The sequence below is a fragment of the Vibrio sp. 2132-1 genome (genome assembly GCF_033344315.1).
Genome location: NZ_JAWPON010000007.1, coordinates 120,691 through 135,511, shown reverse-complemented (window position 1 = coordinate 135,511; position 14,821 = coordinate 120,691). Strand labels below are relative to the sequence as shown.

General features: G+C 43.1%; 16 protein-coding genes. 10 read left to right on the top strand and 6 right to left on the bottom strand.

Annotated elements, in window-relative coordinates:
• The first annotated feature begins 280 nt into the window (after nucleotides 1-280).
• The 4 genes from pncB (at nucleotide 281) to R8N47_RS09650 (ending at nucleotide 3,954) form a co-directional block, all read left to right on the top strand.
• The gene (gene pncB, locus R8N47_RS09665) at nucleotides 281-1,591 is read left to right on the top strand and encodes a nicotinate phosphoribosyltransferase (protein ID WP_021035923.1); all 1,311 of its coding nucleotides are present in this window, start codon (nucleotides 281-283) and stop codon (nucleotides 1,589-1,591) included.
• Between the two features lie 320 nt (nucleotides 1,592-1,911).
• Entirely contained in the window at nucleotides 1,912-2,271 is a 360-nt protein-coding gene (locus tag R8N47_RS09660) for a hypothetical protein (RefSeq protein WP_017819785.1), read from the top strand.
• A 214-nt stretch (nucleotides 2,272-2,485) separates the two neighbouring features.
• Nucleotides 2,486-3,004 (top strand): glycine zipper 2TM domain-containing protein, encoded by a 519-nt coding sequence (locus R8N47_RS09655; protein WP_053307172.1) that lies wholly within the window; start codon nucleotides 2,486-2,488, stop codon nucleotides 3,002-3,004.
• Nucleotides 3,005-3,174: 170 nt separating this feature from the next.
• Nucleotides 3,175-3,954, top strand: coding sequence for a methyltransferase domain-containing protein (locus R8N47_RS09650; protein ID WP_064354515.1), 780 nt, complete (start codon nucleotides 3,175-3,177; stop codon nucleotides 3,952-3,954).
• Nucleotides 3,955-4,017: 63 nt separating this feature from the next.
• Here R8N47_RS09650 and R8N47_RS09645 read toward each other — a convergent pair whose 3' ends face one another.
• Nucleotides 4,018-4,899 (bottom strand): DMT family transporter, encoded by an 882-nt coding sequence (locus tag R8N47_RS09645; protein WP_064354516.1) that lies wholly within the window; start codon nucleotides 4,897-4,899, stop codon nucleotides 4,018-4,020.
• Between the two features lie 92 nt (nucleotides 4,900-4,991).
• On the opposite strand from R8N47_RS09645, the gene R8N47_RS09640 reads away from it, so the two are divergent.
• The 3 genes from R8N47_RS09640 (at nucleotide 4,992) to R8N47_RS09630 (ending at nucleotide 8,499) form a co-directional block, all read left to right on the top strand.
• On the top strand, nucleotides 4,992-5,876 hold the full coding sequence (locus R8N47_RS09640; protein ID WP_005387224.1) for a LysR family transcriptional regulator: 885 nt from the start codon (nucleotides 4,992-4,994) through the stop codon (nucleotides 5,874-5,876).
• Nucleotides 5,877-6,056: 180 nt separating this feature from the next.
• On the top strand, nucleotides 6,057-6,671 hold the full coding sequence (locus R8N47_RS09635) for an outer membrane beta-barrel protein (RefSeq protein ID WP_005373936.1): 615 nt from the start codon (nucleotides 6,057-6,059) through the stop codon (nucleotides 6,669-6,671).
• A 160-nt stretch (nucleotides 6,672-6,831) separates the two neighbouring features.
• Nucleotides 6,832-8,499, top strand: coding sequence for an ABC transporter substrate-binding protein (locus R8N47_RS09630; protein ID WP_318070290.1), 1,668 nt, complete (start codon nucleotides 6,832-6,834; stop codon nucleotides 8,497-8,499).
• A gap of 75 nt (nucleotides 8,500-8,574) precedes the next feature.
• Here R8N47_RS09630 and ompV read toward each other — a convergent pair whose 3' ends face one another.
• From ompV to R8N47_RS09610, 4 genes are all read right to left on the bottom strand, one after another.
• Entirely contained in the window at nucleotides 8,575-9,351 is a 777-nt protein-coding gene (gene ompV, locus R8N47_RS09625) for an outer membrane protein OmpV (RefSeq protein WP_017635134.1), read from the bottom strand.
• A gap of 222 nt (nucleotides 9,352-9,573) precedes the next feature.
• Nucleotides 9,574-10,107 (bottom strand): copper resistance protein NlpE, encoded by a 534-nt coding sequence (locus tag R8N47_RS09620; RefSeq protein ID WP_005373930.1) that lies wholly within the window; start codon nucleotides 10,105-10,107, stop codon nucleotides 9,574-9,576.
• A 261-nt stretch (nucleotides 10,108-10,368) separates the two neighbouring features.
• Complete coding sequence (locus tag R8N47_RS09615; protein WP_213913800.1) at nucleotides 10,369-11,598, bottom strand: quaternary amine ABC transporter ATP-binding protein; 1,230 nt, start codon at nucleotides 11,596-11,598, stop codon at nucleotides 10,369-10,371.
• On the bottom strand, nucleotides 11,591-12,490 hold the full coding sequence (locus tag R8N47_RS09610) for an ABC transporter permease (RefSeq protein ID WP_053304614.1): 900 nt from the start codon (nucleotides 12,488-12,490) through the stop codon (nucleotides 11,591-11,593). Before R8N47_RS09610 ends, R8N47_RS09615 begins: the two co-directional genes overlap by 8 nt.
• A gap of 500 nt (nucleotides 12,491-12,990) precedes the next feature.
• On the opposite strand from R8N47_RS09610, the gene R8N47_RS09605 reads away from it, so the two are divergent.
• Genes R8N47_RS09605 through nqrM form a run of 3 tightly spaced genes read left to right on the top strand, consistent with a single transcriptional unit; the run spans nucleotide 12,991 to nucleotide 13,995 of the window.
• Nucleotides 12,991-13,281, top strand: coding sequence for a DUF134 domain-containing protein (locus tag R8N47_RS09605; protein WP_005373924.1), 291 nt, complete (start codon nucleotides 12,991-12,993; stop codon nucleotides 13,279-13,281).
• Nucleotides 13,278-13,784, top strand: a complete 507-nt coding sequence (locus tag R8N47_RS09600) for a NifB/NifX family molybdenum-iron cluster-binding protein (protein ID WP_005373923.1) — start codon at nucleotides 13,278-13,280, stop codon at nucleotides 13,782-13,784. Before R8N47_RS09605 ends, R8N47_RS09600 begins: the two co-directional genes overlap by 4 nt.
• Nucleotide 13,785: 1 nt before the next feature.
• Nucleotides 13,786-13,995 (top strand): (Na+)-NQR maturation NqrM, encoded by a 210-nt coding sequence (nqrM, locus tag R8N47_RS09595; protein ID WP_025768002.1) that lies wholly within the window; start codon nucleotides 13,786-13,788, stop codon nucleotides 13,993-13,995.
• Here the strand turns inward: nqrM and R8N47_RS09590 are convergent.
• Nucleotides 13,973-14,785, bottom strand: coding sequence for a phosphotransferase (locus tag R8N47_RS09590; RefSeq protein WP_213913798.1), 813 nt, complete (start codon nucleotides 14,783-14,785; stop codon nucleotides 13,973-13,975). The two genes, nqrM and R8N47_RS09590, sit on opposite strands and share 23 nt — an antisense overlap.
• Between the last annotated feature and the right edge of the window lie 36 nt (nucleotides 14,786-14,821).

Below are 14,821 nucleotides of genomic sequence, written 5' to 3'. Positions count from 1 at the left end.
ATTTGTAAGTAATCTAGCGCATAACAAGTGGTCAATCAATGGGTAAGTAACGAGTTGTTAGAAACGTTTTCGGTAGTGTTCTTAATACGGTTTGAGCATAAATTTACGGATGACTCTGACTTATTCACAATGCTTGTTCGAATTCTAGACAAAAAAACCTTATAAAAATGAGTGGTTAGTAACAAAAGTTGACAAACTATAGATGGGTGTTTATTGTTTACGCAAATTAGTTAGTAACAAAAAGTTATATACCCAGGAAGGGCATGTAGAAGGGCACCTAATGACCACCAAACTATTTTCTTCCCGCATCATTCAAAGCGCTTTGGATTTCGATGTCTACAAAGTCAATATGATGAGTGCTGTAACAGCGCTTTACCCTGATGCGATGGTGTCATATAAGTTTATCGTGCGCAGTGAGGAAGACCTTTCTGAGCTTTTGCCTGAGGTAAAAGCCGAAGTCCTTAAACTGCAAGATATTCAATTTACGCAAGAAGAAATTGAATATATTAAGCGTGTCGCGCCTTACCTGAATCCTGACTTTGTTGATGCACTGCGCCATTTCCGTTTCAACCCACAAAGCGATGTCTCTTTCCATAACAAAGCCATGGCTGATGGCTCAAGCCAGTTAAGAATTACTATTAACGGTTTGTGGCGAGATACCATCTTGTACGAAACGATCATCATGAGCATCGTGTCTGAAGTTCGTAGCCGTCAGCGTTGGTCAGATATCCCTGTTGTGCAATTTACCACTGTTTTAGAAGAGAAAGTTCGGCACCTAAAGTCGGAACTAAAACGTCGTAACATCACTAACTTTAAATTTTCTGACATGTCGACGCGTCGACGTTTTTCCTTCCAAGCTCAGCGCACTATGCTGGAATATTTGTGCCAGGAAGTGCCGGAATGTTTGACAGGAACAAGCAACTATCACTTAGCAAAAGAGCTAAACTTGACGCCTATCGGCACCGTTGCTCATGAATGGTTTATGGGACACCAAGCTCTGGTGAATGTGCGAGATTCGCAAAAAGTGGCGTTGCAACGTTGGCAAAAAATGTTTAATGGTGCACTAGGCATTGCGTTAACCGATACGATTGGTATCGATGCTTTCCTTAAAGACTTTGATGAAGAACTAAGTAACGCGTACTTCGGTGTACGTCACGATAGTGGTTGCCCTTATAGCTGGGGTGAAAAAATGATTGCACACTACCAGTCACTGAATATAGACCCATTAACAAAAACACTGGTGTTTACCGACGGACTTAACTTCGAACAAGCGTTAGATATTTGCGAGTATTTCCAAGGACGTATTCAGGTGAGTTTTGGTATCGGTACTTTTCTTGCCAATGATATGGGTGATTATGTCAATAAAGATGGTGAAGCCTACCAGCCACTTTCTATCGTGATAAAAATGGTCACGTGCAATGGTTCACCGGTCGCCAAAATCAGTGACGAACCTGAGAAAGCCATGTGTGAAGATATCTTCTTTTTGATGAATCTCAAGCGCCGCTTTGAACAACCTCTTGATTTAAATGAGTGTCGTAAAATGATCGATCGTTTAGAAACTGAAGGTCAAAATTATCTCATTGACGCGTAGGCGTTATCCTCTCTCCTTGATAAGCACCCTCTATCGTTACGACAAATTTATATAGGTAAACGTGGAGGGTGATTTCGTTATAGTAATATACAGAAGTAACCAGATACAGCGCAGGAAAGCACTCAAAAGTTGATGTGTTATCTGCCTTTGATTAGTGTAAATCGATACGTTACAGCATCGTGGACGGTGTATCTCATCCGACACTAAACTCAGTCTAATCACGTAGTTTATTCCCACGTACCATGAGCTCACTCGGGTATAGACGTCTATCTGCTTTTATGACTTTGGGCTTCACGTAGTTGCTTGAATCAGGAGTCAAAATGAACCTAGTAGTACATTTGCAAAAGAAAGCGATCCGAAAATATGGCTATGAGATGGCCACTCGCCAAGCATGGAGGTGTGGTATCAAGGCAAATCTTGTAAAGCGCGTGATTGGCCTTTTTAAAGGACAAATTGTTTGTGTGGTTGAAGGTTGCCGAGCAGAGTTTTCTTCTCCTCTTAATAACCCCCTTCACGAAGATGACAAGCAGGGGCGATATGTGTTTGTTGGCGGTGTATGCTGGGAACCAAATAACATTATAGCGCCTGGTTTCCCTGATTTTATGTTTATGCACGTGCGTAATCTAAGCCACCGTCATAAGTATTTAACGGATGACGAACTATTTTTGAGCTTGGCTTAAAAATAAATCTCATAGACTAGTCCAGCCCAATCATAATCAGTAGTGATACAGTTTTAGCTCTGTTGACACGTTGCTGAGTGTTTCTTGACGTATCTTTTATAAAACAGTGTTTCTTTACTTGTTAATGACAGAGGGTTTGTTTTCGTCTGATGTGATTTCCCTTTTGCGATTTACCATAACGCTCATTAAAGCAAACCATACTGGGATGTAAATCATGAATATGAAATCTATCGCAATTGCAATGGCAGTTGTTGCTGTACTAGCAGGCTGTAAAGACAAAACGCCACCAGCTCCAACTCAAGCAAACATTACTTTGGTTGAAGCGGTGACTGAAACGGTGAAAAAGCCGCACCAAGTATGTAAAGACGTGGTAGTAACCGAGCAAGTTGCCCCTGCGGATGACAATAAAATTATTGGTACGGTTGGTGGCGCAGCAGCTGGAGCCGCGCTGGGCAACCAAATCGGTGGTGGCTCAGGTAAAGTGATTGCAACTGCAGCTGGTACGATTGCTGGTGCACTGACAGGTCGTAAGATCCAGGAGAATGTGCAAAAAGGTGATGTAGTAACAACGACGAAAAAACAGTGTCATACAGAATATACGACATCTGATAAAGTAGTGGGTTACGACGTCACTTACGAAGTTTCAGGTGCACCAACGACGGTTCGTTTGGCGAGCAAACCAGCGACAAAAACGTTCCCAATTCAAGATGGTAACGTTGTTCTACCACAATAGTTAGCGACTTAACCGAAGCGATTAACAAGCCCTTTTATCTTTGAGATGAAAGGGCTTTTTCACATACGCGGCGTTTTCATCTGTTTTCCTATTGGAATGTGCGGCCAGAAATACCCGTTAATTTCCGCGTCCGATACAATCACTTTTCTAAAAGTACGAACGGAAAAAACATGGAAGATTTTTACCTGACCGAGCACGGTCTGGCTGGTTATTTCGAAGCTCAATGGTTCGACAAGTTCATTGAGGAGCAACAGATTGAGATGATAACCAGTCGCTCAAAACAAGTCCCACTTTCTTTTTTGTCATCACCTCACTGCTCCCAAGTTGCTGATTTTATTGCGCAGGCGGTAATCGAAAGCAGCGTTCAGCCGTATTCCCTACTTGAGGTTGGGGCGGCGCTGGGAAGAAATTATTATGAGTTAGTGCAACGCTTACCTAACCTTAAAGAAGCGACGCTTGTGGAGCCTTCAAATAGGTTAATGGATGGCTTGAAGCAACTATTAATAGAAGAACAACGCGTCGAGCTTACTTACCTTCACGATGTGAACACCTTAAACACTTTAGAGGTAGAGAATAGAGATATCGTACAGAAATGTGCTCATGTTGATTTGACGCTAATTAACCAGCCTTTTGAGCTTGATACTCTCCAATCTCGCTTTGATTTAGTCGTATGTTTAAATGTGATTGATCAATGTGAGTCGCCACTTAGCGTGATCAATGCTCTAAAAAAAACCACCAAGGTGGGTGGGCTGATCGTTGTCTCTTGCACTTATCAGTGGAACGCGAAACACATCAAAAATAAAGAAGAGGCGGTTGATGATATCAAAGAATACTTTGCTGAAGGTTGGCGTCTAGTGTCGGAAGCCGATCATGAATATCGCATCCGGTTTAATGATCGCTTCGCAAGGCAGTTTTTATCTCACGTAGTCGCTTACGTAAAAACCGATTAGAGCCACATAAAAAAACCGAGCACTTACGGCTCGGTTTTTTAGTCTTTGGGTTAGAGCACAACTTTAAGTAACGTGCGCTTCTTGTTGCTCTTGCAACTTTTTCTTGCGACGCTCTCGTTTAGAAAGCCAAACCAGAGGCACAACAATCATAATGGTTCCTATTGCCATAAATATGTCTGGCACTTCTCCAAACCAAATCAATCCCACAAACACGGCACCAATTAAGCCACTGTATTCAGCGCTGGCAATTTTGTTGCTATCGATCGAGCGGTAAGCGATGACACATGTTGCTGCATAAATCATGATGAACAAACTTGAGCCAGCAGCAACAGGGAAAGCACTCCAGTCCCAAGGTTCTGCTTCGATCAGAACAAGCAAGAAGGCTACTGGAATACCTGCCAAGTTTGTCATCAATAACGTTTGCATCACAGACTGATTTTTTGGCAGTTTTTGAATGAGCAAGTTATTGATTGCTAAAGTAATTGCAACAACTAAAGCTGAAATGGCTGCCCAATCGATTTGGTCTGGACGAATGATGACCAATACACCGGCAAAGCCCATTATCGCTGCGGCGACCGATTGCTTAGACAACTGTTCTCCAAAAAAGATTGCTGCAAGCGGCAACATGATTAATGGCGCGGCGTAAAAGATCGCGTTCGCAGTTGCGAGCGGTAAAGATGAGATCGCCAAAACCATGAATATTGCACCAAGTAACCATACGTGAGCGCGAACAGCATGCCACTTAAACCCTTCAAGAAAAGGCGCATTTTTTGTTAGCAAGTAGACTGGCAGCAGGAAAAGCACCGCTGAAATTTGTCGGAAAAAGACAAATTGAAAAATAGGCACTTCATTTCCGACACTTTTAATTAAAGAGTCCGAAAGCACCGCAATGAGATTTCCAACAATTAATAGCAGCATCGCTGCTCCGACCGATGTAACTTTCACTTTTTCCTCTCCTCTTTCTTTGCCAAAGAGTAGGTGATGTCATAGGATGAAGTGAAGTGATATTTATTAGTTTAATATGAGATTTTTAGATAATGAAATTGCCACCACTCAGAGCGGTTCACTGTTTTGAATCTGTTGCCAGAAACTCTAGCTTTTCGCTTGCTGCTGAAGAACTCAATGTGACGCAAAGTGCCGTTAGTCACCAGATACGACTATTAGAAGATTATTTGGGTGAATCATTATTTATCCGTCAAGGCAGAAAGCTCTCTTTGTCCGATACGGGCACCCGCTATTTAGAGGATATTAGCCCAGCAATTAGCTCAATTGCGATGGCCAGCCAAAAGGTGCGAGAAGGGGACAAAGGCAGCATACGGTTGGCGATTTATAGCTCGCTTGCCGTAAAGTGGCTTATTCCTCGTTTGTCTGATTTTAAGCGCTTACATCCAGAAATCGATCTGACACTCAATATGGTCGTTGGTGATCCTGAACAGACAGACAGCGTTGGCGATTGTTTTATCACGGTAGAAAAGCCAAAGCGAAACTACATGTCGGTAAAGTTATACGCGGAGACGCTGTATCCGGTCTGCAGCCATAAAATTTGGAAAGAGTTGCAAGATCAACCGATTCCAGAAGCGCTTTGGCGATACCCTATTTTGTCGACAGACTCAATTTATCGTGAGAGAGGAAAAGACTGGGCTGAGTGGTGCAGAGCGGGCGGTTACACCTTGCCGAAAGATGTCGATGTTCAACATTTTAGTCATATGTTGTTGGCAATTGAGGCGGCGCGTTATGACCAAGGCATCGCATTTGCGAATGATTTTATGCTTAATGAAAGAGATAAAGCGCACGATTTGGTGTATATCCCTTCTCATGGATTGGAAACCGGCGACAGCTTTTATTTTATTCATAAAAAGAGTCGAGCCAAGCAAGCGGAAATCATCAAACTCACTAACTGGTTGAAGCAGCAATGCTTGTGAAATGACTAAATTGTCAAAATTAAGAAAGAAAGTGGCAAAGTTGTGTCTAAATATTTCATGTTTTATTGGGTTTTTATTCATTAACATCCACTTGGTTTTGAAACCAAGTGAAATGGATAGCATGGCATGCTTAAGGATGGGCAAAACACAACCTCAATAATTAACAGGCAGTGAAATACAATGTTTAAAAAAACATGGCTAATGACAGCCCTTCTAGCAACATGTTCTGTTGCAAACGCAGCTCCTTACGTTGGTGCATCTGTAGGTCAAGCATCGTTTGGTGATGTTAATGGCTCTATCAATGGTGGTGGTACTAACGCTAGCACTAAACTTAAACTTGAAGATGACTCAAGCCTTTCAGGCAAAGTATTCGGTGGTTACAAATTCAACGAATACATTTCTCTAGAAGCAGCCATTGGTGGCTACGATGCTTTAGACGGCAAAGTTGTTACTGTTGGTGATATGAAGTATCTATCGATTCAGCCAAAAGCGACTCTACCGATTGGCGATCGTTTCAACCTTTTTGCTAAAGCTGGTCTTTCTTACTTCAATGCTGAATTCAAAATTAGCAACTCTGTGATTGACGGTAGCGCAGGCCATACCACCATTTCTGACAGCACTGTAACAGGCATGTACGGTTTAGGTGCAGAGTTCGCTATTACTGAAAACTTTGCTCTACAAGTTGAATGGGAATACATGATGCCTGAGCTAGACATTGCGAAATTTGGCAATGAAAAAGTAACGGTTGATGCAGACATCAATGTATTCTCTGTAGGTATGAGCTACCGTTTCTAAGAATACTTATTCAACTTACCTCTTGGCTTAGTAAACGTTTTTGACTTCTGTTGGTCGAGCTGAGTCCAAGCTTTGAATTTGTTTAGATATAGCACAGGAAGTTTAGTTGCTAAGCGTCCTGTGCTATTTTTTTGCTTTGGAATAACTCTTAGGAATCTTTGTGAACGATGTCAATCTTAGGTATCTGGATCTACTGTTAAAGCACTTTGAACCTCACCAGTATCACCTTGTTACGCTTTCTGAGCTAGAAGCGGTGATTTGCACGTCGAGGCGCAATGTTTCTATTGTGATGAAAAAGCTTGCCACTTACGATTGGGTCGATTGGCAACCTGCGATTGGCCGAAGTAACGCTAGCCGTCTCAGTATTAATACTTCCCTCCAACAAGCGATGACCGAGTTTTTGGTTGAGGAGCTTGGCAGAGGAAGAATGAACTCAATAACGAAACTTATTGATTGGTTCGGTCAAACCGCGGTTAGAGCACTAACTATCGCTTCTGAAAAAGTGAATCGATTGAATGAATCAAATAACGCTATTTTGATTTCTTCTTACCCTTGGGTATCCAAAATCGACCCTGCGAATACTTACCGTCACACTGAATTACACGTCGCGAAAAGCGTTTATGACGTATTGCTGACCCAAAATTCCAATGGTGGTATCGAGCCATCGTTAGCACACGAATGGAAAATGGAAGGCAAGGTAATGACGTTATGGTTGCGGCCAGGCATATATCGCCATGATGGCGAGCCCCTGAACATACAGGATGTGGTTTGGAGTATAGAAAGACTTAGGGAGATAAAAGGACCAGTTCACGAGCTCTGGCAGTGTATTGATAGCGTGGTTGCAGAAACATCTAACTGCTTAAAAATTATATTGAAGTATCCGAACAAGTTGTTTCCATACATGCTAGCAACTCCTCATGCGTCTATTCTGTGTCGAGATGTCGTCTCTTTCGGTTCTAGTTATTCCTACCACATAGGGACTGGACCATTTAAAATCAGCGGCTGGAACCAGGAGAGTATGACTCTTGAAGCGCACAAAGAGTATTTTTCAGCACGCGCATTGTTAGATCAAATAACGCTGTCTCATGGTGATGTTAAAACCTTAAATATGTTGAGCTTTAACCAAAGCTCCGATCACGTTGAAGTGGAAAAAATTAGCGCATTTTCATATTTGACCTACCGCGAACGCGTGGAATCCCAACTCACAAAAGAGACTTGGTATCAACTCGCTGATTACATCCATGTGCAAAAGCGAATTTATGATGCGCCAAGTGCCGTTGACAGCATTCAGTTAGAGACTCACGAGCAAGATTTATCAATAACAGATGGTGTTGTGATACCTAAACTGAAAGGTAAAGTGGTATTAGCTGAACCTGTCTGGACGATTCCGAGTTTAATTCGTCATTCCGAATGGTTGCACAGTGTGATTCGTGCAACGGGATTAGAGTTAGAGATCATTGTTATTGATGACATTAGTTTTCCTGAGGTAGTGTCTCACCAAGCAGATTTGCTCTTCATTGAGGAAGTCATGGAAGCACCATTTGAATATGGCATCTTCGAATGGCTGTCGATAGCAACTGGACTGCGTTTTAGTTTTGATCAAAGCCAGATGTTAAGCCATAGAGAAAAGGTTCGCAGGGCGATGGCAGATGATCACTCGCTACAGTCTTTATTAAACCTAGAGAAAGCGCTGCGCGATCAGTACCTATATTTGCCTTTGTTTGTTGGCTACGAAGAAGTGACAAAAACACAGCAAGTGCGAGGTGTGCAGGTGAAGAATACAGGCTATAGCGATTTACATAGGTTATGGATTGCTCATTCACACTAGAGTCGGTGTTCAAGATTATGCAAATGTCCAACGCATAAAGCCATCGAAATGATGGCTTTATAAGGGCGTATCGGATTAGAAGTTGTACGACACACTTGCGCCAACAACCCATTGGTTTGCGCTATCAACGATAGAAGAGTCGCTGATACCGCTGCCTAGGCGCGTGTATTGTGTCATTTGGCTTACTTGCCAGTTGTCGTTGATTGGCATAACAAGTTTGTAGCCCACACCATAGCTTACCGTTGAATCACCTTTGTATGCTTTGCGGTTTGCGTTTGCTTCGCGTTGTTTCACACCAAAGTAGTAATCTACGTAGTCTTCACTTTGATAAGTTAGGTTAGCAAAAGGAACAAAATCAACACTACCGAATTTCATGATGTGGAAGTAAGTCGCGCCCGCTAAGTAACCTTTGTAAGCACCGCTGATATCGTGCTGAAGGTATGTAGAAATGACGTTGTTTTGATCCAGTGTAAAGTCTGCGTTTAAACCTAGATCGACGGCGAAACGGCGTTTATCTGTGCCTTTCAGGCTTTTCGCTGTATCACCGTCGCGCATTACACCACTACCTACAAGGTAGGCACTCATGTTGATTAACTCATTGGTGTTACCGAAGAAGCGGTAGTTAATGCCACTTAGGTCGGCATTAAAGTCGTCACCATGGTAACCACCGTTGAGAATTGGTGCTGTATTATGCTTTTGATCTTTGAAAAGATCGCTGCCTTGAGCCACACCAGCTTCTACGTTCCAACCGCCTTCGTTGTTGTAGATGTTACCGTTACGAATGTAAGTATCGCCAGCGAAAGCTGAGCCAGCAGCTGTCAGAGTAAGTAGTGCAATTAATGTTTTTTTCATCATTTTTCCGAGTTGTTCTGTTTTGTTTTGAACACTGTACAAAATGACGTTGTAAGCATCTATCGGCAAAGCGTATGGAAATGTAATGAACAATCAGGGTAAGAAGCAGAATGTTGCTTCAGAATAGAAAGGTTGCTGGAATAGCTTTCGTTAAAACAGCGAAAAAATCCGAGCTGGGGTGGCTCGGATTTGGGGTATTTATCAGGTATTGATACTAACTTCTTACTGTTTCGTTAAGTTGTATAGTGGTGCTAGGTCACCCGTTACTTTTTCGCCATTCATGTCTAGCTTCATAAGTACGTTTTCACCAACAAAGTATTGGTTTGGTGCATCTTCATTTGTCAACGTTACGATGCTGCCATTTGCGTCCCAAGTGAATTGACCTTCAGATTTTGATTGACCGTCTTCTTTGTCTTGGTAGCTTTCTTCAAGTACGTAAGTGCCATCTTGATTTAGTGTGATGGTCATATCGATACCAGCACAATCCGCGCAAGGTAGTGTTCCTTTGTAGGTGCCGTTCCAGTCCAGAGCACTTTGTGCGTTGTGTTCAGAGTCTACAAATGTCTCTTCAGTAATTACCTGTTCTTCTTCTACTGGTAACGTGTCAATTGTCTCAGTCGTAACGTCTGCACTGGTGGTGACTTCAGTTTCCGTTGCCTGAGGTACTTCAACTGCGCTTGTTTCGGCAGGTTTCTCATCTTGACAGCCTGCAAGAATGATTACCGCGCCTGTTAGTGCCAACATTGTCTTTTTCATTTTATCCCTCTTTAAATCAAGATTTTGTATGAGAGTAATAGTAGACATTTATCGAGGATTTGCGTCATCAAAAAGCAATAGAATGATCTAACTATGTCAATAAAACCGGATATGAGCATGAAATTGTCAGGAAAATCAGAACAATGTAAATGTTGCTTTGGGTATCAAGCTTGAGCCCACAGACAAATATCTAAAAAGGGGAGTGGGAGCGAGTTAATTGATAACAGCCCACATTATTGTGAGTTGTATTATCAACATCATCTAAGAAACGTTATTGAAGCTTGAGCGTGAAGTGCCTCGTTTTGTGCTTCGTTGATCAGAAAACAGCTCCGCAATAACCTGACGATTTAATTCGCCTTTCAAATGGCCGTGCTCATCGATGACGGGCAGTGAATGTTCACACGACATGACTTCAGTCAGCACTTGCTCAATGGCTAAATGTGGAGAGATGATAGGCACCTCTTCATAGATATCATCACGCCAATCTGATAGGTGAGTTAACTTCGCTGCGTTTAGCAATCCTTGCTGTGTTATCACGCCTTGATAGCCTGCATTGGTCTCATGGTAGGCATAATCACGTTTAACACGTTTCATTTCACTCAGCGCATCTTCAATGGTTTCAGCGCGAACACAGTACGAAGGTGGCTGCATCAGCGTTTCGACCGTCAGTGCTCGCGCTCTATTGACGTCTTTTACAAAGGCTTCAACGTACTCATCGGCAGGATGCAGTAAGATTTCGTCTGGTGAACCTTGTTGGACCAGTTCACCGTCTTTAAGAATCGCGATGCGATCGCCAAGTCGAAGCGCTTCATCTAAATCATGAGTAATGAAAATAATGGTTTTGTGCAGTTTCTGTTGCAGCTCTACCAACTGATCTTGCATTTCGCTTCGAATCAGAGGGTCCAATGCTGAGAAAGCCTCGTCCATCAACAGTATTTCGGCGTCGGTAGCCAGTGCCCGTGCAAGGCCCACACGCTGTTGCTGTCCACCCGATAGTTGAGCAGGATACTGGTGCTCATAACCCGTCAGTCCAACGGTTTCTAACCATTCATTTGCTTTTTCTAAGCGCGCCTCTTTACTCATTCCCTGAACTTCCAAACCATATGCGATGTTGTCGATAACAGTGCGATGAGGCAGCAAGCCAAAGCGTTGGAACACCATAGACATCTTGTGACGGCGAAACTGTTCAAGTTCTTTGTTAGAAAGTTGCATGACATCCACCCCTTCTACCAAGATCTGCCCCATGGTTGGATCGATTAATCTATTGAAGTGGCGAATCATGGTGGATTTTCCAGAACCGGATAATCCCATAATGACAAAAATTTCACCCTTTTGAATTTGCAGGTTGATGTCTTTTAGTCCGACCGTGTGGCCCGTTTCCGCTAAAACCTGCTCTTTACTATGTCCCAACTTAACGCGCTCAATCACGCTATTGGGTCTGGTACCGAAGATTTTATAAAGACCGCTGATTTCGATAAGTGGACTAGTCATTTTTTGAATCTCCTAAATGAGCTTGAGTGCGTTTCGCATACGCTTGTGAAGCACGATCAAAAAGGATTGCTAGGGCGACAATTGCTAAACCATTGAGAAGACCAAGAGTGAAATATTGATTGGTAATAGACTTTAGAACAGGCTGACCTAAACCTTTTACCCCAATCATTGATGCGATGACCACCATTGACAGTGCCATCATGATCGTTTGGTTAATTCCCGCCATGATGGTTGGCATTGCAAGCGGAAGCTGAACCCCAAAAAGCCGTTGCCGAGTGCTGGCACCAAATGCGGTTGCGGCTTCCAATACTTCTTTATCAACTAGACGAATGCCCAAATTGGTTAAACGAATAACCGGTGGAATCGCGTAGATCACTACTGCGATAAGGCCAGGAATTTTCCCGATGCCCAATAACATCACAACTGGAATGAGATACACAAATGCCGGCATGGTTTGCATGACGTCGAGTAATGGTGTTACCACCGACTGAATGCGATTAGAGCGCGCCATAGCGATGCCGATAGGGATACCAAGTGCGATGGCAAGCATAGTACATACAGTGATGATACTGAGCGTACGCATAGTGTCTTCCCACATTCCAAAATAGCCAATCAGAATCAGCGAACCAAAACATGCAGCGGCCAGTTTCCAAGAGCGGCTGGCGGCATAAACGAGAGTGGTGCAGACACCTAAAATAATGAACCAAGGTGTAGAAATCAGAAGTTTTTCAAACCAGACAAGAAACGCAAGGAGCGGATCAAACAGAGACTCAATGAGTTCACCATACTCGCGAGAGAAATCTCTGTAGGCGCCGTCGAGTGTTTTGCGAATCGCCCTGAGATCAGAGGCATCCATTTCCGGGAATTCGCTGAGCCAATTTGAGTCAGACATATGTACTTCCTTTTTCTGATATACCTAAGCGCTTTCAAGAAACTTAATTTGGCAAGAAGAGTAGGGCGCCTAGGCCAAGTAATGGTCGTTCGACAGGTTCTGTATCGAAAGTATTACCCTTTAAGCTCAGGCCGATGTCGTCAAACTTCTCTTTTTCGTTCCTTAGGTATACATCCTTTTAAATAAAACAATCATTAGTGTTCAAACTAATGATTTGCTTGGATTATAGTTTTTCTTCTTCAATAAAATGAACACATTAGCGTGTATTTGTATGAAAAATCTGCGCAAACTAACGTTTTTATTATCCGGTTAATTAGAATTGATCTTTTTGTTCGTTTGTCATCAAAATTCCTAAATTATTAGATGTCTAATTAATGCTGATGTATTACGTATTTGTCGTGTTGATTTTTGCAAACTTAGTTTATTGGCATATGCTAAAAATGTTATTGGCATATGCCAGTTTAAGGCGTAATTTGACTCTGTGTTTTTGAGGGACAATGATGGCAAGACCAAAGATAGAAAGACGAATATGCGGACGTGCGGCTCACCATTGCTTTAAGCCCAATGGCATTCCATTTAATCAGTTGGAGCAAGTCGCCATATTACCAGAAGAGTTAGAAGCGCTACGTTTAGCCGACTTAGAGGGGCTTAGCCAGCAGCAAGCTGCGGAGCAGATGGGCGTTTCTAGACAAACTTTTGGTAACACAGTAAAAAGTGCAAGATTGAAAGTCGCAAAAAGTTTAGTTGAAGGTCATGCATTAGTTTTTCCGAATGAGGAGTCAAACTTATGATTTATGCTATTCCTAATGATGGTGAGCGGGTGGCAAACCACTTTGTAAAAGCACCATACATTGCTATTTATTCTGATACTGACGGTATGCTAAAAAACTTAGCGAACATTGCTTCTATGCCACAAGCGGGTTGTAATGCGAAGTCTCAGTTGATTCAGTCTCTACAAGGGTACAACGTGGATGCTGTTCTTGTGCGAAATATCGGTGAACGTGTATTGGCAAAGCTACTTAGCAGTGGCACGCCAGTATTTAGGCTGTCTACTCGTAGTTCCTTGGAAGATGTGCTTGCGGTTCCAAGAGAGCCTTTGATTGAGCCCTCTCAAGGACGCCCATCAAACAATCATAAGAAAAGTGTTCACAAACAAAAAGGCGGCTGCGGCTCCTGTGGTTGTGGTGGCCAAAAATCAAAAACCTCCTTGTTGGCAAGACCTAAAGCGCTACTCAAAGCAACATCTAGCCCTGCTATACTTAAGCTAGAGTCGATGGCTAATAAGGCAGGTTAATATGGTTTGGTTATTTACCTTTCTTGGTTTTCTCGCAATCATTTTGTTGATGTCACTTGGTGTCATTTTTCATAACAAGCGTATTCAAGGAAGTTGCGGCGGTTTAAACAACGTCGGTGTTGATAAAGTATGCAACTGCGAAACCTCATGCGCAGAACCTGAAAGGCGTTTACATCAAATCTCAGAGCCTAACTCATCACCTGAGCACTAAGGCTTTTGGCCCATTGCGGCAAGGTTTGCCGAAACCAGTCCAAATACTTGCTGGTCTGCGGATTCTCTCTGGAGACCAGTATGTTGACTACCTCGACAACGATCCACGCTTTTGCTAGTCCGATATCGCGCGCCAATGCTGTTGTTTCACCTTTCTCTGCGCACTTTATATACTTGCCTGCTACGTTCAAGTAATCATCAAATGTGCCCATGCCCTCGATGAGCGGCGCTAAATCTATCGCGACATGCCCTGTAGAGAAGCGCTCCCAGTCGAACAGCACCAGCTCGCCATTTCTACGCTGTCCCCAGTTTCCAGCATTCGAGTCTCCGGAGATCAAGTTCTGTCCATCGAAAAGGTGCGCCGATCGTTGTTGGAGGTTGTGGAAGAACTGTTCTGTCTCTGAGCCCAGTTCAAGTGTTGCGAGTGCTTGTTGGGTCGCTTGTGGTGTCCACTGATGGCGGTGATAAATACCATCTGATATTGGTGGAAGTTGGTGCAGTTTGACGAGTTGTTCAATGACTCGAGGATCTTCAAGTAAGAATGCTTGCTCGACTGCGTGGGGAACGTATTCAATGTGCAGAACGTTTTTCTGGTCGTCGAGTTGAATCAAGCGCGGTACGTGTATTCCAAGCGCGTTAAACTGCTCGGCATAGCGTTGATAAAACGCCACTTCTATTTGAGTAGGGTTACGTTTTTCTATTACTTGGACGCCATCTTTTTCGATGAGAAAAACTTTGACACTGCCCATTTGGTTGAGTTCTTGTTGCGACACCGGACTTCCTGTGTTCATGTAGAGAAATCTCACCTTAATCGCTGCACTCACGTT

What these genes read in the sequence shown, in the direction of transcription:
- R8N47_RS09590 (WP_213913798.1), bottom strand. Translation starts at nt 14,785, where the DNA reads ATGAACACAGGAAGTCCGGTGTCGCAACAAGAACTCAACCAAATGGGC.
- nqrM (WP_025768002.1), top strand. Translation starts at nt 13,786, where the DNA reads ATGGTTTGGTTATTTACCTTTCTTGGTTTTCTCGCAATCATTTTGTTG.
- R8N47_RS09605 (WP_005373924.1), top strand. Translation starts at nt 12,991, where the DNA reads ATGGCAAGACCAAAGATAGAAAGACGAATATGCGGACGTGCGGCTCAC.
- R8N47_RS09655 (WP_053307172.1), top strand. Translation starts at nt 2,486, where the DNA reads ATGAATATGAAATCTATCGCAATTGCAATGGCAGTTGTTGCTGTACTA.
- pncB (WP_021035923.1), top strand. Translation starts at nt 281, where the DNA reads ATGACCACCAAACTATTTTCTTCCCGCATCATTCAAAGCGCTTTGGAT.
- R8N47_RS09620 (WP_005373930.1), bottom strand. Translation starts at nt 10,107, where the DNA reads ATGAAAAAGACAATGTTGGCACTAACAGGCGCGGTAATCATTCTTGCA.
- R8N47_RS09660 (WP_017819785.1), top strand. Translation starts at nt 1,912, where the DNA reads ATGAACCTAGTAGTACATTTGCAAAAGAAAGCGATCCGAAAATATGGC.
- R8N47_RS09635 (WP_005373936.1), top strand. Translation starts at nt 6,057, where the DNA reads ATGTTTAAAAAAACATGGCTAATGACAGCCCTTCTAGCAACATGTTCT.
- R8N47_RS09600 (WP_005373923.1), top strand. Translation starts at nt 13,278, where the DNA reads ATGATTTATGCTATTCCTAATGATGGTGAGCGGGTGGCAAACCACTTT.
- ompV (WP_017635134.1), bottom strand. Translation starts at nt 9,351, where the DNA reads ATGAAAAAAACATTAATTGCACTACTTACTCTGACAGCTGCTGGCTCA.
- R8N47_RS09640 (WP_005387224.1), top strand. Translation starts at nt 4,992, where the DNA reads ATGAAATTGCCACCACTCAGAGCGGTTCACTGTTTTGAATCTGTTGCC.
- R8N47_RS09610 (WP_053304614.1), bottom strand. Translation starts at nt 12,490, where the DNA reads ATGTCTGACTCAAATTGGCTCAGCGAATTCCCGGAAATGGATGCCTCT.
- R8N47_RS09650 (WP_064354515.1), top strand. Translation starts at nt 3,175, where the DNA reads ATGGAAGATTTTTACCTGACCGAGCACGGTCTGGCTGGTTATTTCGAA.
- R8N47_RS09615 (WP_213913800.1), bottom strand. Translation starts at nt 11,598, where the DNA reads ATGACTAGTCCACTTATCGAAATCAGCGGTCTTTATAAAATCTTCGGT.